This window comes from Nocardioides piscis, assembly GCF_011300215.1.
In the GTDB taxonomy this organism is placed as follows: domain Bacteria; phylum Actinomycetota; class Actinomycetes; order Propionibacteriales; family Nocardioidaceae; genus Nocardioides; species Nocardioides piscis.
Map to the genome: position 1 here is coordinate 1497434 of NZ_CP049866.1, position 21347 is coordinate 1518780.

Genomic DNA, 21347 nt, shown 5'->3' on the forward strand with positions numbered 1-21347 from the left:
CGCGGGCAGAGCCTGGCCGTCGTCGGTGGCGAGGCGTAGACATGGGCCATGACCTCTCGGATGCCTGCCTGCACGTTCGTCCCGCCCTGGCTGCTCGCCCGCCTCGGTGCGGAGCGTTCCCTGGACCTCGACGACCAGATCCGCGCCCTGCGCAGTGCCCGGGCAGCTGAGCCCCACGTCCGAGCGGCCTCGGCCGTCGGGGTCTCCCCGTGGACCGTCCACGACGCCGACAACGCCACGCAGTTGCCGGGCCGACCGGTGCGATCAGCCGGTCAGCCGACCACGGTCGACGTGGCGGTCGACGAGGCGGCCGCGGGGATCGAGCAGACCCTGGCGATGTTCGCCTCCGGGTTCGGTCGAGCCTCCTATGACGACGCCGGGGCGCCGGTGACGCTGGTGGTGCACTACGGCCACGACTACGCCAACGCGTTCTGGGACGGGCGCCACCTCGTCTTCGGCGACGGGGACGGGATGGTCTTCGAGCGCCTGACCAAGGCGGGCGACGTGCTGGCGCACGAGTTCGGGCACGCCGTCATCGAGCACGCAGCAGGCCTCGTCTATCGCGACCAGCCGGGCGCCCTCAACGAGTCGCTCGCTGACGTCTTCGCGGCCTGCTTCAAGCAACGCCTCGCCGGTGAGTCCGCGGCCGAGGCCGACTGGCTGATCGGTGAGGGCCTGTTCGTCCCCGGGGTCCGGGCCCGGGCCCTGCGCGACATGGCCAGCCCCGGCACCGCCTTCGACGACCCCGCGCTCGGCAGCGACCCGCAGGTCGCCCACCTCGACGACTTCGTGGTCACCACCGACGACAACGGCGGGGTCCACCTCAACTCCGGCATCCCCAACCGCGCCTTCCACCTCGCGGCCACGGCGATCGGGGGCACGAGCCTCGAGGGTGCGGGCCAGATCTGGTACTCCGCGCTCACCCGGGGCGGCCTGCGCCCCGACGCCGACTTCTCCACCTTCGCCGCAGCCACCGTCGCCGCGGCCGGCGACCATGCCGAGGCGGTGATGCAGGCCTGGGCCTCGGTCGGGGTGGGCCTCCTGCCACCACGACGTCCCACCGGACCGCCCCAGGAGCCCGCCGACACCCCGGCCCCGGTGCCGGCGGTCGTGCGGGTCAGGCGGTCCGGCGGCTTCGCCGGCCGGGTGCAGGAGGGCGAGATCGCCGTGGACGCACGAGTGCGGTCGCTCCTGGAGCGGGTGGACCTCGACGCTGCCGCGGCCAGCGCATCGACATACCGCCCGATGCCGGACATGTTCGTCTACACGTTCCAGATCGCCGCGGCAGACCCGGTGACGCTGCCCGAACAGGCGCTCACCGCCGGTCTCCACGACCTCGCGACGCTCGTGCTGGGGTCGGACGAGCGGTGAGGGTCAGTCGGAGAGGGCGCGGTCGATGGCCGCCTGCACGTGCAGGGTGGTGCAGGGGATGACCGGCAGCTCGATGTCGGGCTGGCGGATCAGCAGCTCGAGCTCGGTGCAGCCCAGCAGGATCGCGCGGGCGCCGGCGTCCCACAGCTCCTCGGTGATCGCGACGACCTTGCGCCGGGTGTCGTCCTCGACCACCCCGTGCACCAGCTCGTCATAGATCGCGTCGTTGAGGGTGTCGTGGTGCTTGGCGTCGGGCACGAGCACCGTGATGCCGTGCGCCGCCAGCCGGTCGACGAAGAAGGAGTCCTCCATCGCGACCTTGGTGCCGATCAGGCCCACGGTCTCGTGGCCTCCCTCGCGGCACGCCTCGGCGACCACGTCACCCAGGTGCAGGAGCGGGATGTCGACGGCCGCGGCCACGGCGTCGGCGACCTTGTGGAAGGTCGTGGTGCACAGCAGCAGGAAGTCGGCGCCGGCCCGCTCCACCCCCCGGGCGGCGTCGGCGAGCAGCTCGCCGATCTGGTCCCAGCGCTCGTGGTCCTCGAGGTCGGTCAGCTCGGCGAAGTCGACCGTGCTGAGCACGACCTTGGGCGAGGAGAGCCCGCCGAGTCGCTCGCGCACGCCGATGTTGAGGTCGCGGTAGTAGACGGCGCTGGATTCCCAGCTCATCCCCCCGATGAGTCCAATGGTCTGCACGCGAGCAGTCTCCCAGATCAGGATGGAATGCGGTGCACCTTGTGTACGGCGGCTTGTGCGCGTGGCTTGATCACGAGCTCGTCGATGTTGACGTGTGCCGGTCGGGTCGCGATCCAGCTGACGGCGTCCGCCACGTCCTCGGCGACGAGCGGGTCGGGCACGCCGGCATACACCGCGTCGGCGGCGGCCTGGTCGCCGTCGAACCGGACGAGCGCAAACTCCGGGGTGTGCACCATCCCCGGGGCGACCTCCGAGACCCGGATCGGCTCGCCGTTGAGCTCGAGGCGCAGCGTCTCGGTGACGACCCGGGTCGCGTGCTTGGCCGCGGTGTAGCCGCCCCCCTTCTCATAGGCCCATCGGCCCGCCGTCGAGCCGATGTTGACGATCAGGCCGTCGCCGCTCGCGCGCAGGGCGGGCAGCAGCGCCTGGGTCACGCGCAGCAGGCCGAGCACGTTGACGTCATACATCGCGGCCCACTGGTCGGGGTCGGCCGTCTCGACCGGGTCCGAGCCGAACGCGCCGCCGGCGTTGTTGACCAGCACGTGCACGGCCTCGACCTGGGCGGCGAAGGCGGCGACCGACTCCGCGTCGGTCACGTCGAGGCGCACCGCGAGGCCGTCGATCTCAGCGGCCAGGACCTCGATCCGCTCGATCCGCCGGGCCGCGCACACGACCCGGAAACCCTCGGCCGCGAGTGCCCTGGCGGTCGCCTCTCCGATCCCGCTCGAGGCTCCGGTGACGACGGCGGTGCGCTGGGTGCTCATGCGGTCAATCATGGCGGACCGTCCTCCTGATTGGATGACGCGGTGATCATCGCGGCAGCAGACGGATCGGCCCTCGGCAACCCGGGACCAGCAGGGTGGGCCTGGTATGTCGACGACAGCTGTTGGGCCTCCGGCGGCTGGCCGCACGGCACCAACAACATGGGCGAGCTGATGGCCGTCCTCGACCTGCTCCAGCAGACCGCCCACCTCGACGACGAGCTCCACGTCTTCTGCGACAGCACCTATGTCATCAACGCCGTCACCAAGTGGATCGCGGGCTGGAAGCGCAAGGGCTGGAAGACGGGCAGCGGCTCGCCGGTGAAGAACGTCGAGCTGATGAAGGCGCTCGACGAGGCGATGCAGGGTCGACGAGTGAAGTTTGAGTGGGTCAAGGGCCACAGCGGGCACGAGCTCAACGAGGCCGCGGACACGCTCGCCAACGCCGCCGCCGCCGCCTACCAGCGTGGTGGCCAGGCCGACCCCGGCCCCGGGTTCGCCGGCAGCAGCACGGCCCACCCGTCCGCGACCGTCGGCCAGGTCGAGGTGGAGCCCGACCTCTTCAGCGACCTGGAGGTCTCCGACGAGGAGCAGGTGGTGGCCCTCGAACGCTCGCTGCTCACCGACGAGGTGCGCTCCGACCGTGCGGCGGTGGCCGCGTTGTTGCACCCGCAGTGGCAGGAGATCGGCGCGTCCGGCCGGTTGTGGGACCGCGACTCCCTCCTCGACGAAATCGGCCCGCTGGAGTCGCCCGCCACGCTCGACGTCATCGAGGCGGCGAGGCTCTCGCCCGATCTCATCCTGCTGGTCTGGCGGGCGTTGACCGATGAGGGCACCAGCCTGCGCAGCTCGCTGTGGCAGCGCTCGGGCGGGCAGTGGCAGCAGCGGTTCCACCAGGGCACCGCCGAGGCGTGACCCCCGCCGGGAATCTCGCAGCCGCGACCGGCGTTAGACCGCCCATGGACCGGGTGGCGATGATCAGCCTGCACACGTCCCCGCTCGACCAGCCGGGCACGGGCGACGCGGGCGGGATGAACGTCTATGTCGTCGAGCTCTCCCGGCGGCTGGCTGCCCAGGGGATCGCCGTCGACATCTTCACCCGCGCGACGTCCTCGCGGCTCCCACCTGTCGTCGAGGCTGCCGACGGGGTGCTGGTGCGCCACGTCGCAGCCGGACCCTTCGAGGGGCTGACCAAGGGCGAGCTCCCCGGTCAGCTCTGCGCCTTCGCCCGCGAGGTGCTGCGCGCCGAGGCCGTACAACCGCAAGGCCACTACGACGTCGTCCACTCCCACTACTGGCTCTCCGGCCAGGTCGGGGCCCTGGCCCGCGACCGCTGGGGCGTCCCGCTCGTCCACTCGATGCACACGATGGCCAAGGTCAAGAACGAGGCGATGGCGCTCGGGGACACCCCGGAGCCGTTGGCCCGCGTGATCGGTGAGGAACAGGTCGTCGAGGCGGCCGACCTCCTCATCGCCAACACCGACCTCGAGGCCAAGCAGCTGATCAACCTCTACGACGCCGAGCCCGGCCGGGTGGAGGTGATCCACCCCGGTGTCGACCTGTCGGTCTTCCGGCCGATGGACCGCGCCGCCGTACGCCGATCGCTCGACCTGCCCGAGGACGCGGTCGTCCTCATGTTCGCCGGCCGGATCCAGCCGCTCAAGGCTCCGGACGTGCTCCTGCGGGCGGTGGGCGTGCTGCTCGCGCAGGACCCGTCGCTGCGCTCGCGCCTCGTCGTGCCGATCGTGGGCGGCCCTTCTGGCACCGGCCTCGAGCACCCCGAGTCGCTGGCCCAGCTCAGCGCCGAGCTCGGGCTCGAGGACGTCGTGCGGTTCATCCCGCCGGTGTCTCAACCCGACCTGGCCCGCTGGTGCGCCGCGGCGACAGCGGTCGCCGTACCGTCCTACAACGAGTCCTTCGGCCTGGTCGCCGCCGAGGCGCAGGCGACCGGCACGCCCGTCGTGGCCGCGGCGGTGGGCGGTCTCACCACGGTCGTGTCCGACGGCCGGAGCGGCCTGCTCGTCGAAGGTCACGACGCTGAGGACTGGGCGAGGGCGCTGCGACGGCTGATCGACGACCCGGTGCTCACCGCGCGGCTGGGCGACGGTGCGCGGGAGCACGCGCGGGAGTTCTCCTGGGAGCGCACGGCCGAGCTGACGCTGTCGGCCTATCACGATGCGCGCACCCTCATGCGTGATGAGATGTCGGCGTGAGCCCTGCCGACCTCAGCGCGACCGTCCGCGCCTATCTCGACCGCCACGAGATCGCCTACGAGGCCCTGTCTCCCTCGTCCTTCTCGCTGACGCTGCCGGGCGAGAAGAAGCTCCAGACGCCGGTGCGCCTCGACATCGGTGAACACGCCCTCGGTGTGCACGCGTTCGTGTGCCGCAACCCCGACGAGAACCACGCCCGCGTCTATCGCTGGCTGCTGGAGCGCAACCTGCGGATGTATGCCGTGGCGTTCGCCGTCGACCACAGTGGCGACATCTATCTCGACGCCCGGCTGCCGCTCTCGATCCTGGCTTCGGAGTCGGCCGACGACGAGCTGGACCGGCTGCTCGGCTCGGTGCTGTCGCACGCCGACGAGTCGTTCAACGCGATCCTCGAGCTCGGGTTCGCCAGCTCGATCCGCAAGGAGTGGGAGTGGCGGATCTCCCGCGGCGAGTCGACCGCCAACCTCGAGGCGTTCCGCGGCTGGCTCGAGGCCGGGACCTCGCCACAGCCTGAGTGACACATACGTGCGGGAAATTCGTCCTTGCCCGGGCGTGCGCTGACACACCTGTACGGAAACGCGTGTCCCGACGGTGGGCGGCGTGACACACGTGTGCGGAAAGTGGCTGCCCAAGGGTGGACGGCGTGACACACGTGTGCGGGTTTTCGCTACGCGCGTGTCGCCGGGCTCCTGGCCATGGCCGAATACTCAGCACGCCTGTGTCATGAGCATCGCGGGCCGAAAGATTTTCTCCGCACGCTTGTGTCACGGACGGGCTCTGCGCCGCGCGACCAGCACGCCGGCGATGCACAGCCCGCCGCCGAGGAACGCCATCGCCGGAGGCACCTCGTCGAGCAGCAGCCACGCCATCAGGCTGGTGATGAACGGGACGAGGAACGTCGACTGGGCGAACTTGCCCGCGTCGGCGTGGCTGAGCGCATAGGTCCACGTGCTGAAGGCGATCGCGCTCGGGAAGATCCCGAGATAGACGATCCACCACCACGTGTCGGCGCTGGCGTCGCTCAGCACGCTCACCGTCTGGCCTGCCCACGGCAGGCACACGGCCGCCCCGACGACGGCATACCAGAACGTCATGTCGAGGACCTTCATCCCCGACAGCAGCTTCTTCTGGGTCAGGACGCCGACGGCGAAGGTGACGGCGGCGACCACCGACAGCAGGACGCCGACGAGGTCTCCGTTCTCACCCTGTGAGGAGGCCCGGCCGATGATGACGACGCCGGTGAAGCCGACCGCCATCCCGACCAGCAGCCACTTCGTGAGGCGCTCGCCGAGGAAGAACGTCGCGAACAGGGCGGTCAGGATCGGCCCGATCTGGATGATCAGCGCCGCGGTGCCTGCGTCGATGCGCCGCTCGGACTCGTTGAGCGCCAGGTTGTAGAGCCCGAACCAGCTCGCGCCCCCGACCAGGACGAGCGGCCACTCCCGCCTGCTCGGCAGCCGCGGCAGCCGCCCCTTCATCAGCACGAGCAGCGCCAGCGCCATGATCAGCAGCCGGCTCAGGGACAGCGCCCCTGGAGGAACCGACTCCCCGAGGTGCCGGATCCCGACGAACGCACTCGCCCACAGCACCAGCGTCGTCGCCACCGCGGTCAGCGGGAGCCAGGTGGGCGGACCCTGCGGCTCGTCGTCGTCGAGCGTCAGCGTCGGAGGCTGGGTGGGGGAGGAGGCGGACGACGTCATGAGTCAAGGCTACGGACGGCCATGACAGCGCGCGAGCGGATTACGGACACTCGAGCGGCGACTTCCCGCCGTACGCCCTCGGACAGGAGCCTCGCTCAGAGGTCGAGCTTGTAGCCCAGCCCCCGGACCGTGACGAGATATCTCGGCTCGCTCGGGTCGGGCTCGAGCTTGGCCCGCAGCCTCTTCACGTGTACGTCGAGTGTCTTGGTGTCGCCCACGTAGTCGGACCCCCACACCCGGTCGATCAGCTGTCCGCGCGTCAGCACGCGTCCGGGGTTGCGCAGGAACATCTCGAGCAGCTCGAACTCCTTGAGCGGCAGCCGCTGCTCGGTGCCGTCGACGGTCACGACGTGCCGTTCGACGTCCATCCGGACGGGCCCGGCCTCGAGGGTGTCCGGCAGGAGGTCGGGCTCCTGCCCGCGACGCAGCACCGCGCGGATGCGGGCGACGAGCTCGCGGGGTGAGTAGGGCTTGGTGACGTAGTCGTCGGCGCCGAGCTCGAGACCGACGACCTTGTCGACCTCGTCGTCCTTCGCGCTGACCATGATGACCGGCACGCTGGACGTCTGGCGGATCTGCCGGCAGACCTCGGTGCCGGGCAGGCCGGGCAGCATCAGGTCGAGGAGCACGATGTCGGCGCCGTTGCGCTCGAACTCGCTCATCGCAGCGTTGCCGTCAGCGGCGATGGCCACCTCGTAGCCCTCCTTGCGGAGCATGTAGGCGAGCGCGTCGCTGTAGCTCTCTTCGTCCTCGACGACGAGCACCCGGGTCATGCGGGGTTCCCGTCGCGTTCGATGGAGGAGCGAAGCGGGGGAATCTGACAACGCGGTGGGGTGCTCACCGGCGTACCTCCTGCTGATCGATGTCGGCGCCTGGGTCGACGTCACGGTTGGGCGGGGAACTGGGAGAAGGCGTCTGGTGCGGGCTGAGGGGCAGGGTGAGGGTGAAGGTCGAGCCCTGGCCCTCGACGGACCACACGCTCACGTCGCCACCGTGGGTCGCGGCGACGTGCTTGACGATCGAGAGGCCGAGCCCGGTGCCGCCGGTCGACCGGTGCCGGGCGGGGTCGACGCGATAGAAGCGTTCGAAGATGCGGTCGATCTCGCGCGCAGGGATGCCGATGCCCTGGTCGACCACGGAGATCTGTGCCGTCTCGTCCTGGGCCCTGGTGGTGACGAGCACCCGCGAGCCGACCTCTGAATAGGCCACGGCATTGGCGACGAGGTTGCTGACCGCGGCGCTGACCTGGTCGAGCGACCCGAAGACCTCGAGGTCCTCTTCTCCGGCCGTGACCAGGGTGATGCCCTTGGCCTCGGCCTCGGTGGCGCTGAAGTCCACGGCCGCCGCGAGCACCTCGTCGAGCCGCACCCGGACCGGCTTCTCGAGCGGGTCGTCGCCCTGCAGGCGCGAGAGCTCGATGATCTGCTGGACCAGGGTGCCGAGCCGGTCGCTCTCGATCAGCATCCGTCGCGCGAAGCGGTGGACGGCCTCGGGGTCGTCGGCCGCGTCGGTCACGGCCTCGGCGAGCAGCCGGATCGCGCCGACCGGGGTCTTGAGCTCGTGGCTGACGTTGGCCACGAAGTCTCGACGTACGGCCTCGACGCGCCGCTCGCGCGTCCGATCGTCGGCCAGCGCGAGGATCAGCCGGGACCCGAGCGGCGCAACCCGGGCGACCACGGTGCGGGCGGTCGTGCCCTCCCCGCCGAGCTGGAGCTCGGTCTCCCGGATCTGCCCGTCGCGGCGCACCTGGCGGATCAGCTCGCGCAGGTCCTCGACCAGCACCTCGCTCCCGCGCACCAGGCCGAGGGCATAGGCCGGCGCGGACGCCTTGAGGACGTGGCCGTCGGGGTCGACGACGATGGCGCTGGAGCGGAGCACGGCCAGCACCGCGGCCACCCCGGGCGGGACCAGGGGCTCGTCGACGTTCGGGAGCTGGGACCGCTGGCGATCGCTGATGTGCCAGGCGAGCACGGCGCCGCCGGCGACGATCGCCCCGACGACCGCGGCCAGTGCTGCCTGGGTCGTCGGGTCCACGGTTGGATCGTACGCATCGCCACAGGCGCGAACGGCCAGATCGACGTCGGGCACCGACTGTTCACGCGTCGTTCACCGCCGCCGGCCCGGCGGGGGTGGCCTCCGCATAGGCTGGGTGCATGCGTGAGGCCTTCCATGACCAGCTCGACGGCATCTTCGTCGACCTCGCCGAGATGTGCGGACAGGTGGAGGTGGCTGTCAACCGTGCCACTGCCGCGCTCCTGACCGGCGACGCCGGGATCGCCGAGCAGGTGATCAGCGCCGACCGCGAGATCGACACCAACCGCGAGCGGGTCGAGGACAATGCCTTCGCACTGCTGTCGTTGCAGCAGCCCGTCGCCGGCGACCTGCGCACCGTCGTGGCCGCCCTGCGCATGGTGAGCGAGCTGGAGCGGATGGGTGACCTCTCGGTGCACGTCGCCAAGATCGCGCGGCTGCGGGTGCCCAACATCGCCGTCCCGGAGTCGATCCGCGAGACGATGGTGAGGATGGCCGAGACGGCCGAGGACATGGTGCGCCGGGTGAAGGCGATCATCGCCGACCGCGACGTCGAGGCTGCGATCGAGCTCGGCCGCGACGACGAGATCATGGACCAGCTGCGACGCAAGAGCTTCGCCGAGCTGCTGGGCGACGACTGGGCCCACGGGGTGGAGGCAGCCGTCGACATCGCGCTGCTCGGTCGCTACTACGAGCGGATCGCCGACCACGCCGTGTCGGTCGCCAACCGGGTCGTGTTCGTCGTCACCGGCGAGATGGTGTCGCGCCGCGACAACTGAGTCGCCCAACGACTCCTTCAGCCCCCCGCCCGGACGGGGACTCCGACGTCGGCAGAGAGACGCCTCAGCGGCCCTGGTTGGCCACGGCAGCGGCTGCGGCCTCGGCAGCCGCCGGGTCGAGATATTCGCCGCCCGCCACGGTGGGTCGCAGGTCGTCGTCGAGGCGATAGACCAGCGGCATGCCGGTCGGGATGTTGAGCGCCGCGATGTCGTCGTCGGAGATGCCGTCGAGGTGCTTGACCAGGGCTCGCAGGCTGTTGCCGTGGGCGGCCACGAGCACGGTCCTGCCGGACGTCAGGTCGGGGACGATCTCCGCCTCCCAGTAGGGCAGGAAGCGGGCGATCACGTCCTTGAGGCACTCGGTGCGGGGCAGCTCGTCGCCCAGGTCGGCATAGCGCACGTCGTCGGCCTGCGAGAACTCGTCCCCGTCCTCGATCGGCGGGGGAGGCGTGTCGAAGGAGCGGCGCCAGAGCATGAACTGCTCCTCGCCGTACTCCTCGAGGGTCTGCTTCTTGTCCTTGCCCTGGAGTGCGCCGTAGTGGCGCTCGTTGAGCCGCCACGACCGCTTGACGGGGATCCAGTGGCGATCGGCCGCGTCGAGCGCCAGGCAAGCGGTGTTGATGGCGCGGCGCTGGAGCGAGGTGTGCACGACGTCAGGGGCCAGCCCGGCGTCACGGATGAGCTCACCACCGCGGACCGCCTCGGCGCGGCCCTTCTCGGTCAGGGCCACGTCGACCCAGCCGGTGAAGAGGTTCTTGGCGTTCCACTCGCTCTCGCCGTGGCGGAGCAGGACGAGGGTGTAGGTCATTCCAGGTGCCTTCCGGGGGAGGACGAGTGGCTCAGTGGGCGGCTTCGTCGGACTCGGCCGACTCCTCCGCGGGCTCTTCGGGCGGCGCGGCGCCGTCGAGGTCGGCGTAGTAGTTGGCGTTCTCCACGACCGGGGCCTCCAGGACGATGGACTCGCCGTTGTCGAAGCCGAAGGTGAGCTCCACCCAGTTTCCGGCCTCGAAGTCGCCGGTGATCTTGATGTCCGCGGCGGGCTCGGCGAGGTTGACCAGCTCGCCCGGCTGTATGGCGATGGGCTCGAGCTCGACCGGCTCGAAGTCGCCGGTGACCTCGGTCAGGGCGGTCTCCTCGCCTTCGGAGCTGTTGGACAGCGAGGCGATGAGGGTCCCCGAGCCCGGCTCGGTGGAGACGACCACTGCGCCGCTCACCTTGACGTCGTCACCGGACGAGTTGACGCCGGTCGCAGGGGTGTAGACCCGGTCGGTGGCGGCGTCGAAGCCGCACGAGGACAGGCCAGCGGTCAGTGCGACGGCGAAGGCCGTGAGCGCGAAGGAGCGTCGGAGCTGCATGGCGCACAGACTAGCGTCGCCTCAGGTCAGGCCGAGAGTCTGTCCCGTGATGAGCATCGCCACGACGACGGCGGCGGTGAAGACACCGGCCACGACCAGGAGTCGCGGAGCGCCGATCCGCAGCGCGATCCGCAGCGGGAGGGAGCGGAGCCCGTCCTTGTTGTCGGGCACGAGGCCCGGCAGGGCGCGCAGGACGTGGATCCCGATGCCCAGCAGGGCGGCGAGCACGGTCATCAGCACCGTGGGCGCGCTGTCGGCGCCGAGACCGTTCCAACCGCCGTACGCGAGGAAGGCGGGGTAGAGCGCGAACTGGACGGCCCAGGGGAGGAACGACAGCGCGCTGCCACGCAGGAACCGGTTGCCGACGAAGCCGACGAGCAGGGCGAGGAGATAGGCGCCGCCTGCTCGGACGCCGGCGCTGAGGGCGAGGGGGACGACGAGCAACAACGCGCACGTGAGGCTGAACCAGACGGTCCCGGGGTCGAGCAGGCCGGTGGCGACGGGCTTGCCGGGGAGGTCGTGGCGTTCGTCGCGGACACGGTCGACGAGGTCGTTGTCCCATCCGAGCATGGTCTGGCCCACGAGAGCGATCAGGAACACCAGGCCGACCTCGCGCAGGGGTCGGTCGGCGAGGGCGGCCGCGATCGACAACCCCGCTGCGGTGAGCAGTGCCTGCTTGGGGTGAGCGGCGCGGACCAGCAGCACGGGCAGGGTCTCGCTGATCCGGAAGGGCCGCCTCGGTGCGGACTGCTCCCCGGCGGTCGCGGAGGCAGTGCGAGCCGGTGGTGGCGGCGCGGTGTCCGCCGGTCGTGCCGTGGCAGCGGGCGTGCGCTTGCGCAGGCGCTTGAGGGGCGGCATGCCACGCAGTATCCCCATCCTGGGGCGGGTTGGGGGACGAAGGAGTGCGTTTCGCGGTGAAACGTCCAAGCGCCCACCACAGCACGCCCCGGTCTGTCAAGCCCGGATATGGCCTCTGACCTGCGCAAACGACGTCGGGGACGGGTGGGGACGCGTGTTAGACTGCTCACCTAGGAAGGGGTACGACTACATGACTTTCACCGTCGGCGAAACGGTTGTTTATCCAAATCACGGGGCTGCTGTCATCGAGGAGATCGAGACGCGCACCATCAAGGGAGAGGACCGGGAATACCTGGTCCTGCGCATCGTCGCCCAGCAAGACCTCGTCGTCCGGGTGCCGGCGTGCAACCTCGACCTGGTGGGCGTGCGTGACGTGGTCGACAAGGAGGGCCTCGACCGCGTGTTCGAGGTCCTGCGTGCCGCCCACGTGGAGGAGCCGACCAACTGGTCGCGCCGCTACAAGGCCAACCTGGAGAAGCTCCACTCCGGTGACGTGATGAAGGTGGCCGAGGTCGTTCGTGACCTCTGGCGCCGCGAGCGTGACCGCGGTCTCTCCGCTGGTGAGAAGCGAATGCTCGCCAAGGCCCGCCAGATCCTGGTCTCCGAGCTCGCTCTCGCCGAGCACACCAACGAGGACAAGGCCGAGGCCATCCTCGACGAAGTGCTCGCGTCCTGAGCACCTTCTTCGACAGCGACCCGCTCCCCGCCCTCGGCCTCGTGCTGGAGGAGGGACGCGGGTCGCTTCCATTTGCCCTCGTCCACGGTGAGGCCCTCGTCGTCTGCGCCGCATGGGCACTCGGCGAGGCAGGTGTCACGCTGCTCGACACCGGCACCACGTGGGAGTCGATCCGCGAGGCGGACGAGACGCTCGTGCTCCACGACTCGCTGTGCCCCCTCACGCCCGCCGCGTTCATCGCCGCGTGCGTCGAGCGCGCCCGGGTCGAGGACGCCGTGGTGGTCGCGACCCGCCCCGTCACCGACACCGTCAAGGTGCTGGCGCAGGGCGTGGTGGGGCCGACGGTCGACCGCGACGGGCTGACCGCGATCGTGTCGCCGGTCGTCCTGCCGCCCTCGGTGGTCGCGACGCTGCCGGAGGCCCCGGACACCGACCTGGTGTCGCTGGTGGCCGACCTGGCCCGGTCACACCGGATCGTGCTCGTCGAGGCCCCTGCGTCGGCCCGCCGCGTCACCTCGACCGAGGACCTGCCGATGCTCGAGGCCCTCACCGAGGGGTGAAATGCCACCGACCCCCTCCGCCGAGGCGAAGGGGGCCGGTCGTGTGGATCAGGGGCGGAACGTGCCCGGGTCCTCAGGGGCCGGGAACGCCTGCGTCTGCAGGCCCTGGTCGGGTGAGGTGGTGGACGTGCTGGGCGACGTGTAGGTGCCGGACCCAGCGGTCGCTCCGGTCGAGCCCGTGGTCGTCGTGCCCGTCGTGCTCGAGCCGCTCAGGTCGGACTGCTCGTAGCTCTCCTTGGCGCGGTCGCGACCCTGCTGGAGGTCCTGCTTCGCCTGCTCCTTGGCGTCGCCACCCTTGCGGTAGGCGTCCTCGAGGAGACGGCTCGCGACGTCCTTGCCACCGAGGCCGAAGGCGAGGGCCAGGCCGAGGGCGAGCGCGAACATCACGGCAGCGAACGCGATCCGGACGATCTCCGGGGCGATCTGCAGCTGCTCGAGGATCATGAACATCGCGATCACCATGATCAGCGCGGGCACGACACTCGCCACGATCTTGCCGGTGGGGGTGTCGCCCATGAACTTGGTGACGGCGGTCGCCACGACCCCGGAGACCAGGGCCGCGATGATGAAGATGGCGATGGCCACCAAGACGTTGGGCAGGTAGGCCAGCACGTCGTTCATGAACGTCGTGAGCACGGCGATCTTGAGCACTCCGACCGCGGTGAACAAGAAGATCAGGAAGATCAACCAGAAGACGATCGAGGCGATGCCGGCGGAGACGGAGGTCCCCGGCAGCACGGCGTCGATCTGCTTGGCGGAGCTCGACTGCCGCAGCTTCTGGTCGACATGCATCCGGTCCAGCAGCTTGCGGACGATGCCGGCAACCACCTTGGCGATGATGTAGCCGATCAGCAGGACGAGCAGGAAGCCCAGCAAGCGGGGCAGGAAGGCAAATATGGTGTCTGTGGTGTTCTCGAAGCTCTCGCCGATGTCCATGACGCTCCTCTGGTTCAAAGATCGATCGACGCCAGTCGCGCCGACAGGGTTGGGATCCCTTTCGAACGCTGTACCCACGCGTGCGGAAAACGTGCGTCACGCGTGACGGAGCAGCCGGCCGGCCAGGTCCACGTCTTCGGGGAAGGTGATCTTCACGTTGCGCACCAGGCCGGCCACGACCACGATCTCGACGTCGGCGTGCTCGGTGAGCACGGCGGCGGTGTCCGTGCCCTCGAAACCCGACTCGGCTGCGGCGCGATGGGCTGCGAGGAGCAGGTCGGCGCGGAACGCCTGCGGAGTCTGTACGGCGCCGAGCTCGCCCGGCACGGCCTGTAGGTCGCTCGTCAGCAGACCCGTCGCCGGCAGGACCGGGATGGCCCCACCGTGCTCGCGAGCAGCGACGAGCGTCGCCTCGAGCAGCGCCGTGCCGGCCAGGGGCGGGCGGCGTCGTGGATGGCCACCAGGTCCACCTCCCCGGCGACGATCGCCGGCGCCAGCACCTGCATGGCGGCCCACTCGGACGCATGCCGGGTCGCGCCGCCCTCAACCAGCACCACCTCGTCCTCGCCGAGGTGCGGCGAGAGCACGGCGGCCACAGCGTCACGGTCGGCCGGGCGGACCACGACGACGACCCGGGCCACGTCCTCGGCTGCCAGGGCGTCGCGCACCGACCACACCAGCACCGGCGCGTCCCCCAGGGGCAGCAGGACCTTGTTGGTCCCGGCGCCGACCCTGGTGCCGGATCCGGCGGCGACGATGACGACGGCAGCAGGCATGGGCTGAGCCTAGATCGCGTCGACCCGGCACATGACGTGACGGGTCGACCCCCGCGGATCGCGTCGACCCGGCACATGACGTGACGGGTCGACCGTGAGGCCGTGAGGACAAGTTGACCCCTGGGTGAAACAAAGGGACGCGAACGCGAAACGTCGCCTTCCTACGGTTCGGGCACTGCCCTGAGTCAAGGAGTCGCCGATGTCCCCCACTGCCACGCCCCGTGCCATGCCCCCTGCCGTGTCCCTGGAGTCCGCCTATCGAGGCGGGGTCACCATCGACCACTGGACCCCCGAGGACGACGAGTTCTGGGAGACGACCGGCAAGACGGTCGCGCGCCGCAACCTCGTGTGGTCGATCTTCTCCGAGCACCTCGGGTTCTCGGTCTGGCTGCTCTGGTCGGTGAGCGCGGCACTGCTGCCGAAGGCCGGCTTCACCTTCACCGTGAGCCAGCTCTTCCTGCTCGTGGCGATCCCCAACCTGGTGGGGGCCCTCATCCGGCTGCCCTACACCTTCGCCGTACCGAAGTTCGGCGGACGCAACTGGACCGTCGTGAGTGCGACCGCGCTCCTGGTGCCGACGTTGCTCTTCGCCTGGGCGGTGCAGCACCCCGAGACGCCCTACTGGGTCTTCTGCGTCATCGCCGCCACCGCGGGGCTCGGCGGCGGGAACTTCGCCAGCTCGATGGCCAACATCAACTTCTTCTACCCCATCAAGAAGAAAGGCGCGGCGCTCGGCCTCAACGCGGCGGGCGGCAACCTCGGGGTCGCCGTCATCCAGCTCTTCCTGCCCGTCGTCGTCGGCGGCGCCGGCATCTTCGGCCTGGTCAAGGCCAGCGAGGGCGGGTTCCACCTCGAGCGGGCGGGATATCTCTACGCCGGGCTGGCCGTGGTCGCGGCGATCTCCGCCCTGGTCTTCATGAACAACCTCTCGGGCGCGAAGTCCTCACCCCGCGAGCAGCTGCGGGTGCTCAAGTACAAGCACACCTGGGTGATGTCGTTCCTCTACATCGGCACCTTCGGCTCCTTCATCGGCTATTCGGCGGCGATGCCGCTGCTGATCAAGCTCAACTTCTGGAACCAGCCCGTGCCCACGGTGCCCGGCATCGGCATCAACTTCGCCTACTACGCGTTCCTGGGGGCCCTGGTCGGCTCGGTCGCGCGTCCGTACGGCGGCTGGCTGGCCGACAAGTACGGCGGCGCGCGGGTCACGCTGTGGACGTTCGCCGCGATGATCGCCGGCACGCTCGGCGTGATCTACACGCTCACCCTGCTCACCCCGGTCCCGCCGTCGGCGATCCCCGCCGACCCCACGACGTTCGTCCACTCGGCGGCGACCCAGGCGGCCGTGGACGCCAACTCCGCCATCTTCCCGTGGTTCCTGGCCGCGTTCCTCTTCGTCTTCGCAGCCTCGGGGGTCGGCAACGGCTCCACCTATCGGATGATCCCGCTGATCCTGGCCAACGAGGCGAGGAAGAACGCCTCGCAGGACGGTCTCGCCGCCGCGATGCTGAAGGCCACCAAGGAGTCCAGCGCCGTCATCGGCATCGCCGGGGCGATCGGGGCGCTGGGCGGCTTCGGAATCCCGATGACCTTCGGTGCCCCCTGGGTCGAGGACCCGGTTGGGGCGGTCAAGGTCGCCTTCGCGGTCTTCACGGGCTTCTATGCCGTGTGCCTGGCCACGACCTGGTTCGTCTATGTCCGCACGGTCAGCTTCGCCGGCCGCGCGCCGAGCCTGGCCGGTGCTGGAGTCTGATGACCACGACGCACTGTCCCTATTGCTCGCTCCAGTGCGGCATGCGCCTGACGGGCCGCGGCCGGGCGAGGGCGACCCCCGAGGTGGGCGAGTGGGCGGAGTTCCCGGTCAACCGCGGCGCCCTGTGCCGCAAGGGCTGGAGCGCCGCGGGGCTCTATGCCGGACGGGAGCGCCTGACGACCCCGCTGCTGCGCGACCGGGCGACGGGGGAGTTCACCCCCGTCAGCTGGGACGAGGCGCTCGACACCGTCGCGACCCGGCTGCTCGCGCTGCGGGCCGAGCGGGGGCCGGACGCGGTCGGAGTCTTCGGCGGCGGCGGGCTGACCAACGAGAAGGCCTACCAGCTCGGGAAGTTCGCCCGGGTCGCGTTGGGGACCTCGCAGATCGACTACAACGGCCGCTGGTGCATGTCGTCGGCCGCGTCAGCGGGCTTGCGTGCGTTCGGGTTGGACCGGGGGCTGCCCTTCCCCCTTGCCGACGTCGAGGACGCCGACGTCGTGGTGCTCGTCGGCTCCAACCTGGCGGAGACCATGCCGCCGGCGGCGCGACACCTCGATGCCCTGCGGGAGCGTGGCGGCAAGGTCGTGGTGATCGACCCTCGGCGTACGGCGACTGCCGACCGTGCCGACGTCTTCGTCCAGCCGGTGCCGGGGTCGGACCTCGCGCTGGCCCTGGGCGTCCTGCACCTGCTGGTCGCGGGCGACCTGGTCGACGAGGACTACATCGCGGCTCGGACGACCGGCTGGGACGACGTGCGGGAGTCGGTCGGTGCGTGGTGGCCCGAGCGGGTCGAGCGCGTCACGGGCGTGCCCGCGGTGGAGGTCCGCGAGCTCGCAGCCCTGCTCGGCGGGGCGTCGAAGGTCATGGTGCTGACGGCGAGAGGCGCCGAGCAGCACTCCACCGGCTCCGACACCGTCCTGGCGTGGATCAACGTGGCCCTGGCCCTGGGAATGTGTGGCACGCCGGGGGCGGGCTACGGCTGCCTCACCGGCCAGGGCAACGGCCAGGGTGGGCGCGAGCACGGGCAGAAGGCAGACCAGCTGCCCGGATACCGGATGATCGACGACCCGGCCGCGCGCGCCCACGTCGCGGGCGTGTGGGGGGTCGAGCCAGACGACCTGCCGGGCAAGGGGCGATCGGCATACGAGCTCCTCGACTCGCTCGGGACCGAGACAGGCCCGCACGCGCTGCTGGTCTTCGGCTCCAACATCGTGGTCTCGGCACCCAACGCGACCCACGTCGCCTCCCGGCTCGAGTCGCTCGACCTGCTGGTCGTCGCCGACATCGTGCTCTCGGAGACGGCAGCCGTCGCCGACGTCGTCCTGCCCGTGACCCAGTGGGCCGAGGAGACCGGGACGATGACCAACCTCGAGGGCCGGGTGATCCTGCGGCAGCAGGCGGTGTCGCCCCCGGCGGGCGTGCGGTCCGACCTCGACGTCCTCAGCGGCCTGGCGGCGCGGCTCGAGTCGCCGATCCCCTTCTCCACCGACGCGGAGGAGGTCTTCGCCGAGCTGGGCCGCGCCTCGGCCGGCGGCAAGGCGGACTACGCGGGCATCACCTATCAACGCATCCGCGACGAGGCGGGGGTGTTCTGGCCGTGCCCGACACCCGACCACCCGGGCACGCCCCGGATGTTCCTCGACTCGTTCGCCCACGCAGACGGCCGCGCCCGCTTCCACGCCGTCGAGCACCGCGGACCCGCGGAGGTCCCGGACGCCGACTTCCCGGTGCACCTGACGACCGGACGGGTGCTGGCGCACTACCAGTCCGGCGCCCAGACCCGGCGGGTCCGCGACCTCCCCGACACCGGCCCCTTCGTCGAGCTGCACCCCATGCTCGCCGGGCGGATCGGCGCACAGGACGGAGCACCGGTCACGGTCGCCACCCGGCGTGGAGTCATGAGCGCGCCCGCGAGGGTGGTGACCTCGATCCGGCCCGACACGATCTTCGTGCCCTTCCACTGGGTCGGCGCCAACCGGCTGACCAACGACGCGCTCGACCCGGCCTCGCGGATGCCGGAGTTCAAGGTGTGCGCCGCAGCGGTCCGTCCGGCGGTCGAGCAGGGTGCCCTGGCGCCTGTCACGGAGCCTGCGCTCCGATGACCGAACGCCTCGTCGTCATCGGCGGCGGCATGGCCGCAGTGCGGCTCGTCGAGGAGCTCGTCGCCCGCTCCTATGCCGGAGCGGTGACCGTGCTCGCCGACGAGCACCATGCGCCGTACAACCGGATCCTGCTCTCGGCGGTCCTGGAGGGAACGCACACAGCCAGTGCGCTCACCGTGCGGTCGCCGGCGTGGTTCGATGCCCACGGTGTCGACCTGCGGCTGGGCGCCCGGGTCCTCGAGGTCGACCGCGAAGCCGGCGAGGTGATGCTGGTCGACGGCACGCGTCTCGGGTTCGACCGGCTCGTGCTCGCCACCGGCTCCATCCCCACGCTGCCGCCGATCCGGGGGCTGGTCAGGGTCGACGGCTCGCTGCACCCGCGGGTGCACGCGTTCCGTTCGCTCGCCGACTGCGGACGGCTCGACACCGAGGTGTCCGGGCTGGACGACGGCTCACGTGCCGTCGTCGTCGGAGGTGGACTTCTCGGTCTCCAGGTCGCTCGCGCCCTGTCGATCCGCGGGCTGCACACCGAGGTCGTCGAGGGGGCCGAGCACCTGCTGGCCTCGCAGCTCGGCGAGCCCGGCGGCCGGGTGCTCGCGCGCGACCTGCGACGGCTCGGCACCGAGGTCTACACCGGGGCCCGGGCGGTCAGGCTCACCGACGAGGGGCTCAGGCTCGACAACGGCCACGTGCTCTCGGCCGACCTGGTCGTGCTCACCGCCGGCGGACGGCCGTCGACGGCGCTGGCACGGCGCGCGGGCCTGATGGTGAGGAGGGGGATCGTGGTCGACGCGTCCCTCCGGTCCGTCACCGACGACCGAGTCCACGCCATCGGCGACTGCGCCGAGCACCGCAACCGGGTGACCGGGTTCGTCGCCCCGGCGTGGGAGCAGGCAGGGGTGCTGGCCGACGCCCTGTGCGGCGGGAGCTCCCGCTACGACGGCACCCGCAGCGTGGCCCGCCTGCGCGCCACCGGCCTCGACGTCGCCGTCCTCGGAGACCCGCTGCACGCGAGGGGCGAGGTCGTGGAGATGACCAACCCGATCGCGGGATCACATCGCCGGCTGGTCGTCGACGGCGGGGTCATCGTCGCGGCCACCCTCGTGGGCGACCTGTCGCGCGTCGGCCTCATCACCCAGCTCTATGACCGCGGGACCGTGCTGGGTCCGGACGAGCCGGGCCAGCTGCTCCTGGGCGAGCCGGCCCCCACGTCGGTGTCAGTGCCGGACGAGATCGAGGTCTGCGCCTGCGCAGGGGTCTCGGCCGGGGAGATCCGGGGCTGTGTGAGCTTCGATGACTGTCGGGAGTCCACCCGTGCGACCACTGGTTGCGGCGGGTGCGAAGGCGCCGTACGCCGACTGCTCGGCGAGCGCACGCCCGTCGCCACAGGCTAGGCGCCGGGGGAGTCCTGCGCCTGTCCTCGGGTGCTCGACGGCTCGTCCCTGGCCGCCCGACGCCACGGCAGCGTGCCTTCCAGCTCGACCTCGAGCGAGAAGCTGAGGAAGGTCCGGACCAGGACGATCAGGCCGAGTGCCAACGCGCTGGCCAGCGTCGGCTCGACGGTGATGGTCAGCACGATGTCGGCGATGATCAGCAGCTCCAGGCCCAGCAGGATCGCTCGTCCCACGTTGCGTCGAGCGTTCTCGTATGCCGCCGCGGCACCCTGGCTTCGCACCGACCAGGCCGCGTGGACGAACGCGGCCAGCGCGCCGAGCACCAGGACGGCCACTCCGCCGACCTCGAAGCCGTGCACCACTGATTCCATCAGGGCGTCGAAGCGCTCGTCGTCGATCACCGGTCAAGGTTGGCACACCTCGCCGCCAGGACCGAGGTCTCAGGACTGGCTGTGCTCGTTGCGCAGGAGTGTCATGCGCCCCAGCAGTTCCTCGAGGCTCTCCTCGAACTCGGTCGCGGCGTGGTCCTGGGACAGCTGGGCGCGGAGGCGGTGGACGACGGGGTAGTCGCGAACGGTCGAGGCGTCCGCGGCCTCCTCGGGGTCGTCGCCGGAGTCCTCACCCAGGGCATCGAGCGGCCCGACGTCGGCGCCGTGGTTGGAGACCTCGAGGAGCAGGTGCCCCAGCAGGACGCTGGTGTAGGCGCGGTAGGCCGCCACTGCGGCGTCCTCGGTGAACCCCTCCGCCAGCAGCCCGGAGAGGAAGACCTCGACCCACGCCAGGCTGCGCAGCGGCGGGCGCAGCCACGGCGCCTCGGGTGGCCGGGAGGCGACGAGCGGGAACGCCTTGGGATGCTGGAGGGCGACGCGGCGCACCCCGTGGGCAAGGCGGATCAGGAAGTCCTGCCAGCCGTCGCTCGGGGTGTCGAGCACGTCCTCGTCCTGCCGCATGCTCTCGATCAGGGCCTCGACGACACCGTCGAGGAGCTCTTCCTTGCCGGGGACGTAGCGATAGAGCGCCATCGCCTCCACCCCGAGCTCGTTGCCGAGCCGTCGCATCGTGAGCCCGGGCAGTCCGTGCTCGTCGATGAAGGCGATCGCCGTCTGGATGACCCGGTCGCGCGACAGGGGCTGTCGCGCCGACGGGGGCCGGAGGCCGGCGACCTTGTCGGCGTCGGCGTCCCGCGGCGCGGTGTGGACGTCCGGGTTGCTCTCAGGCGGGGGCATCGCACTCCTGTCTCTGGGGTTCGAGCCTAACCGCGGATCAGCAGAACCGGCAGACGAGTTGCGGGTGTGACGGCTGCCACTCCGAGCGGTGGGTACCCGAAAGGACCGGGAAGCCTTGATGGACCGAGATCGGTGTGGTTGATTGAAGGTCAGGTTTACA

At 70.8% G+C, this 21347-nt stretch carries 23 protein-coding genes; 10 read left to right on the forward strand and 13 right to left on the reverse strand.

Going from position 1 to position 21347, the window contains the following annotated elements; all coding sequences use genetic code 11:
- Positions 1–48: 48 nt before the first annotated feature.
- Positions 49–1371: a M4 family metallopeptidase gene (locus G7071_RS07395; protein ID WP_166316826.1), complete on the forward strand. Its 1323-nt coding sequence runs from the start codon at positions 49–51 to the stop codon at positions 1369–1371.
- A 3-nt stretch (positions 1372–1374) separates the two neighbouring features.
- On the opposite strand, the gene G7071_RS07400 is transcribed toward G7071_RS07395, so the two are convergent.
- Complete coding sequence (locus G7071_RS07400; protein WP_166316829.1) at positions 1375–2067, reverse strand: aspartate/glutamate racemase family protein; 693 nt, start codon at positions 2065–2067, stop codon at positions 1375–1377.
- Between the two features lie 17 nt (positions 2068–2084).
- Positions 2085–2831 (reverse strand): SDR family NAD(P)-dependent oxidoreductase, encoded by a 747-nt coding sequence (locus G7071_RS07405; RefSeq protein ID WP_166316832.1) that lies wholly within the window; start codon positions 2829–2831, stop codon positions 2085–2087.
- Between the two features lie 42 nt (positions 2832–2873).
- Here G7071_RS07405 and G7071_RS07410 point away from each other — a divergent pair, with 42 nt between their 5' ends.
- Genes G7071_RS07410 through G7071_RS07420 form a run of 3 tightly spaced genes read left to right on the forward strand, consistent with a single transcriptional unit; the run spans position 2874 to position 5559 of the window.
- Positions 2874–3743, forward strand: coding sequence for a ribonuclease HI family protein (locus tag G7071_RS07410; protein ID WP_166316835.1), 870 nt, complete (start codon positions 2874–2876; stop codon positions 3741–3743).
- Between the two features lie 44 nt (positions 3744–3787).
- Positions 3788–5041, forward strand: coding sequence for a D-inositol-3-phosphate glycosyltransferase (mshA, locus tag G7071_RS07415; protein WP_166316838.1), 1254 nt, complete (start codon positions 3788–3790; stop codon positions 5039–5041).
- Positions 5038–5559 (forward strand): type III secretion system chaperone family protein, encoded by a 522-nt coding sequence (locus tag G7071_RS07420; RefSeq protein WP_166316841.1) that lies wholly within the window; start codon positions 5038–5040, stop codon positions 5557–5559. Before mshA ends, G7071_RS07420 begins: the two co-directional genes overlap by 4 nt.
- A gap of 246 nt (positions 5560–5805) precedes the next feature.
- On the opposite strand, the gene G7071_RS07425 is transcribed toward G7071_RS07420, so the two are convergent.
- The 3 genes from G7071_RS07425 to G7071_RS07435 form a co-directional block, all read right to left on the reverse strand.
- A complete protein-coding gene (locus G7071_RS07425) occupies positions 5806–6741 on the reverse strand; it encodes a DMT family transporter (RefSeq protein WP_166316844.1) in 936 nt (311 codons plus the stop codon).
- 95 nt (positions 6742–6836) lie between these two features.
- Complete coding sequence (locus G7071_RS07430) at positions 6837–7514, reverse strand: response regulator transcription factor (RefSeq protein WP_166316847.1); 678 nt, start codon at positions 7512–7514, stop codon at positions 6837–6839.
- Positions 7515–7578: 64 nt separating this feature from the next.
- Positions 7579–8775 (reverse strand): sensor histidine kinase, encoded by a 1197-nt coding sequence (locus tag G7071_RS07435; RefSeq protein ID WP_166316850.1) that lies wholly within the window; start codon positions 8773–8775, stop codon positions 7579–7581.
- 119 nt (positions 8776–8894) lie between these two features.
- Here G7071_RS07435 and phoU point away from each other — a divergent pair, with 119 nt between their 5' ends.
- A complete protein-coding gene (phoU, locus tag G7071_RS07440) occupies positions 8895–9551 on the forward strand; it encodes a phosphate signaling complex protein PhoU (protein WP_166316853.1) in 657 nt (218 codons plus the stop codon).
- Positions 9552–9615: 64 nt separating this feature from the next.
- Here the strand turns inward: phoU and G7071_RS07445 are convergent, their stop codons facing one another.
- From G7071_RS07445 to G7071_RS07455, 3 genes are read right to left on the reverse strand one after another with little or no spacing between them, the layout of a single operon-like run.
- On the reverse strand, positions 9616–10359 hold the full coding sequence (locus G7071_RS07445) for a phosphoglyceromutase (RefSeq protein ID WP_166316856.1): 744 nt from the start codon (positions 10357–10359) through the stop codon (positions 9616–9618).
- A gap of 31 nt (positions 10360–10390) precedes the next feature.
- Positions 10391–10906: a hypothetical protein gene (locus tag G7071_RS07450; RefSeq protein WP_166316858.1), complete on the reverse strand. Its 516-nt coding sequence runs from the start codon at positions 10904–10906 to the stop codon at positions 10391–10393.
- 21 nt (positions 10907–10927) lie between these two features.
- The gene (locus G7071_RS07455; RefSeq protein WP_246210562.1) at positions 10928–11764 is read right to left on the reverse strand and encodes a UbiA family prenyltransferase; all 837 of its coding nucleotides are present in this window, start codon (positions 11762–11764) and stop codon (positions 10928–10930) included.
- A 190-nt stretch (positions 11765–11954) separates the two neighbouring features.
- On the opposite strand from G7071_RS07455, the gene G7071_RS07460 reads away from it, so the two are divergent.
- Positions 11955–12440 (forward strand): CarD family transcriptional regulator, encoded by a 486-nt coding sequence (locus tag G7071_RS07460; protein WP_166316864.1) that lies wholly within the window; start codon positions 11955–11957, stop codon positions 12438–12440.
- Positions 12441–12481: 41 nt separating this feature from the next.
- The gene (locus G7071_RS07465; protein ID WP_166316867.1) at positions 12482–13000 is read left to right on the forward strand and encodes a 2-C-methyl-D-erythritol 4-phosphate cytidylyltransferase; all 519 of its coding nucleotides are present in this window, start codon (positions 12482–12484) and stop codon (positions 12998–13000) included.
- Between the two features lie 48 nt (positions 13001–13048).
- Here the strand turns inward: G7071_RS07465 and G7071_RS07470 are convergent, their stop codons facing one another.
- From G7071_RS07470 to G7071_RS19620, 3 genes are all read right to left on the reverse strand, one after another.
- Positions 13049–13936: a mechanosensitive ion channel family protein gene (locus G7071_RS07470; protein WP_166316870.1), complete on the reverse strand. Its 888-nt coding sequence runs from the start codon at positions 13934–13936 to the stop codon at positions 13049–13051.
- A 96-nt stretch (positions 13937–14032) separates the two neighbouring features.
- A complete protein-coding gene (locus tag G7071_RS19615) occupies positions 14033–14371 on the reverse strand; it encodes a 2-C-methyl-D-erythritol 4-phosphate cytidylyltransferase (protein ID WP_281351779.1) in 339 nt (112 codons plus the stop codon).
- A complete protein-coding gene (locus tag G7071_RS19620; protein WP_281351757.1) occupies positions 14281–14712 on the reverse strand; it encodes an IspD/TarI family cytidylyltransferase in 432 nt (143 codons plus the stop codon). Before G7071_RS19620 ends, G7071_RS19615 begins: the two co-directional genes overlap by 91 nt.
- 199 nt (positions 14713–14911) lie before the next feature.
- Between G7071_RS19620 and G7071_RS07480 the strand changes: the two genes are divergently transcribed.
- The 3 genes from G7071_RS07480 to G7071_RS07490 are packed head-to-tail and all read left to right on the forward strand — an operon-like array spanning position 14912 to position 19961.
- Complete coding sequence (locus tag G7071_RS07480; protein WP_246210563.1) at positions 14912–16465, forward strand: MFS transporter; 1554 nt, start codon at positions 14912–14914, stop codon at positions 16463–16465.
- Entirely contained in the window at positions 16465–18567 is a 2103-nt protein-coding gene (locus G7071_RS07485; RefSeq protein WP_166316873.1) for a molybdopterin oxidoreductase family protein, read from the forward strand. Before G7071_RS07480 ends, G7071_RS07485 begins: the two co-directional genes overlap by 1 nt.
- A complete protein-coding gene (locus G7071_RS07490; RefSeq protein ID WP_166316876.1) occupies positions 18564–19961 on the forward strand; it encodes an FAD-dependent oxidoreductase in 1398 nt (465 codons plus the stop codon). The genes G7071_RS07485 and G7071_RS07490 overlap by 4 nt, the downstream gene beginning before the upstream one ends.
- Here G7071_RS07490 and G7071_RS07495 read toward each other — a convergent pair.
- A complete protein-coding gene (locus G7071_RS07495; protein WP_206062942.1) occupies positions 19958–20362 on the reverse strand; it encodes a DUF1622 domain-containing protein in 405 nt (134 codons plus the stop codon). The genes G7071_RS07490 and G7071_RS07495 overlap by 4 nt on opposite strands.
- A 39-nt stretch (positions 20363–20401) precedes the next feature.
- Entirely contained in the window at positions 20402–21187 is a 786-nt protein-coding gene (locus G7071_RS07500) for a TetR/AcrR family transcriptional regulator (RefSeq protein WP_206062943.1), read from the reverse strand.
- Positions 21188–21347 lie beyond the last annotated feature (160 nt).

Bases quoted from the DNA above. Each gene is read 5' to 3' on its own strand.
- G7071_RS07395 (WP_166316826.1), top strand. From the start codon at position 49: ATGACCTCTCGGATGCCTGCCTGCACGTTCGTCCCGCCCTGGCTGCTC.
- mshA (WP_166316838.1), top strand. From the start codon at position 3,788: ATGGACCGGGTGGCGATGATCAGCCTGCACACGTCCCCGCTCGACCAG.
- G7071_RS07460 (WP_166316864.1), top strand. From the start codon at position 11,955: ATGACTTTCACCGTCGGCGAAACGGTTGTTTATCCAAATCACGGGGCT.
- G7071_RS07445 (WP_166316856.1), bottom strand. From the start codon at position 10,359: ATGACCTACACCCTCGTCCTGCTCCGCCACGGCGAGAGCGAGTGGAAC.
- G7071_RS07470 (WP_166316870.1), bottom strand. From the start codon at position 13,936: ATGGACATCGGCGAGAGCTTCGAGAACACCACAGACACCATATTTGCC.
- phoU (WP_166316853.1), top strand. From the start codon at position 8,895: ATGCGTGAGGCCTTCCATGACCAGCTCGACGGCATCTTCGTCGACCTC.
- G7071_RS07480 (WP_246210563.1), top strand. From the start codon at position 14,912: ATGTCCCCCACTGCCACGCCCCGTGCCATGCCCCCTGCCGTGTCCCTG.
- G7071_RS07490 (WP_166316876.1), top strand. From the start codon at position 18,564: ATGACCGAACGCCTCGTCGTCATCGGCGGCGGCATGGCCGCAGTGCGG.
- G7071_RS07455 (WP_246210562.1), bottom strand. From the start codon at position 11,764: ATGCCGCCCCTCAAGCGCCTGCGCAAGCGCACGCCCGCTGCCACGGCA.
- G7071_RS07405 (WP_166316832.1), bottom strand. From the start codon at position 2,831: ATGAGCACCCAGCGCACCGCCGTCGTCACCGGAGCCTCGAGCGGGATC.
- G7071_RS07500 (WP_206062943.1), bottom strand. From the start codon at position 21,187: ATGCCCCCGCCTGAGAGCAACCCGGACGTCCACACCGCGCCGCGGGAC.
- G7071_RS07450 (WP_166316858.1), bottom strand. From the start codon at position 10,906: ATGCAGCTCCGACGCTCCTTCGCGCTCACGGCCTTCGCCGTCGCACTG.
- G7071_RS07425 (WP_166316844.1), bottom strand. From the start codon at position 6,741: ATGACGTCGTCCGCCTCCTCCCCCACCCAGCCTCCGACGCTGACGCTC.
- G7071_RS07485 (WP_166316873.1), top strand. From the start codon at position 16,465: ATGACCACGACGCACTGTCCCTATTGCTCGCTCCAGTGCGGCATGCGC.
- G7071_RS07430 (WP_166316847.1), bottom strand. From the start codon at position 7,514: ATGACCCGGGTGCTCGTCGTCGAGGACGAAGAGAGCTACAGCGACGCG.
- G7071_RS19620 (WP_281351757.1), bottom strand. From the start codon at position 14,712: ATGCCTGCTGCCGTCGTCATCGTCGCCGCCGGATCCGGCACCAGGGTC.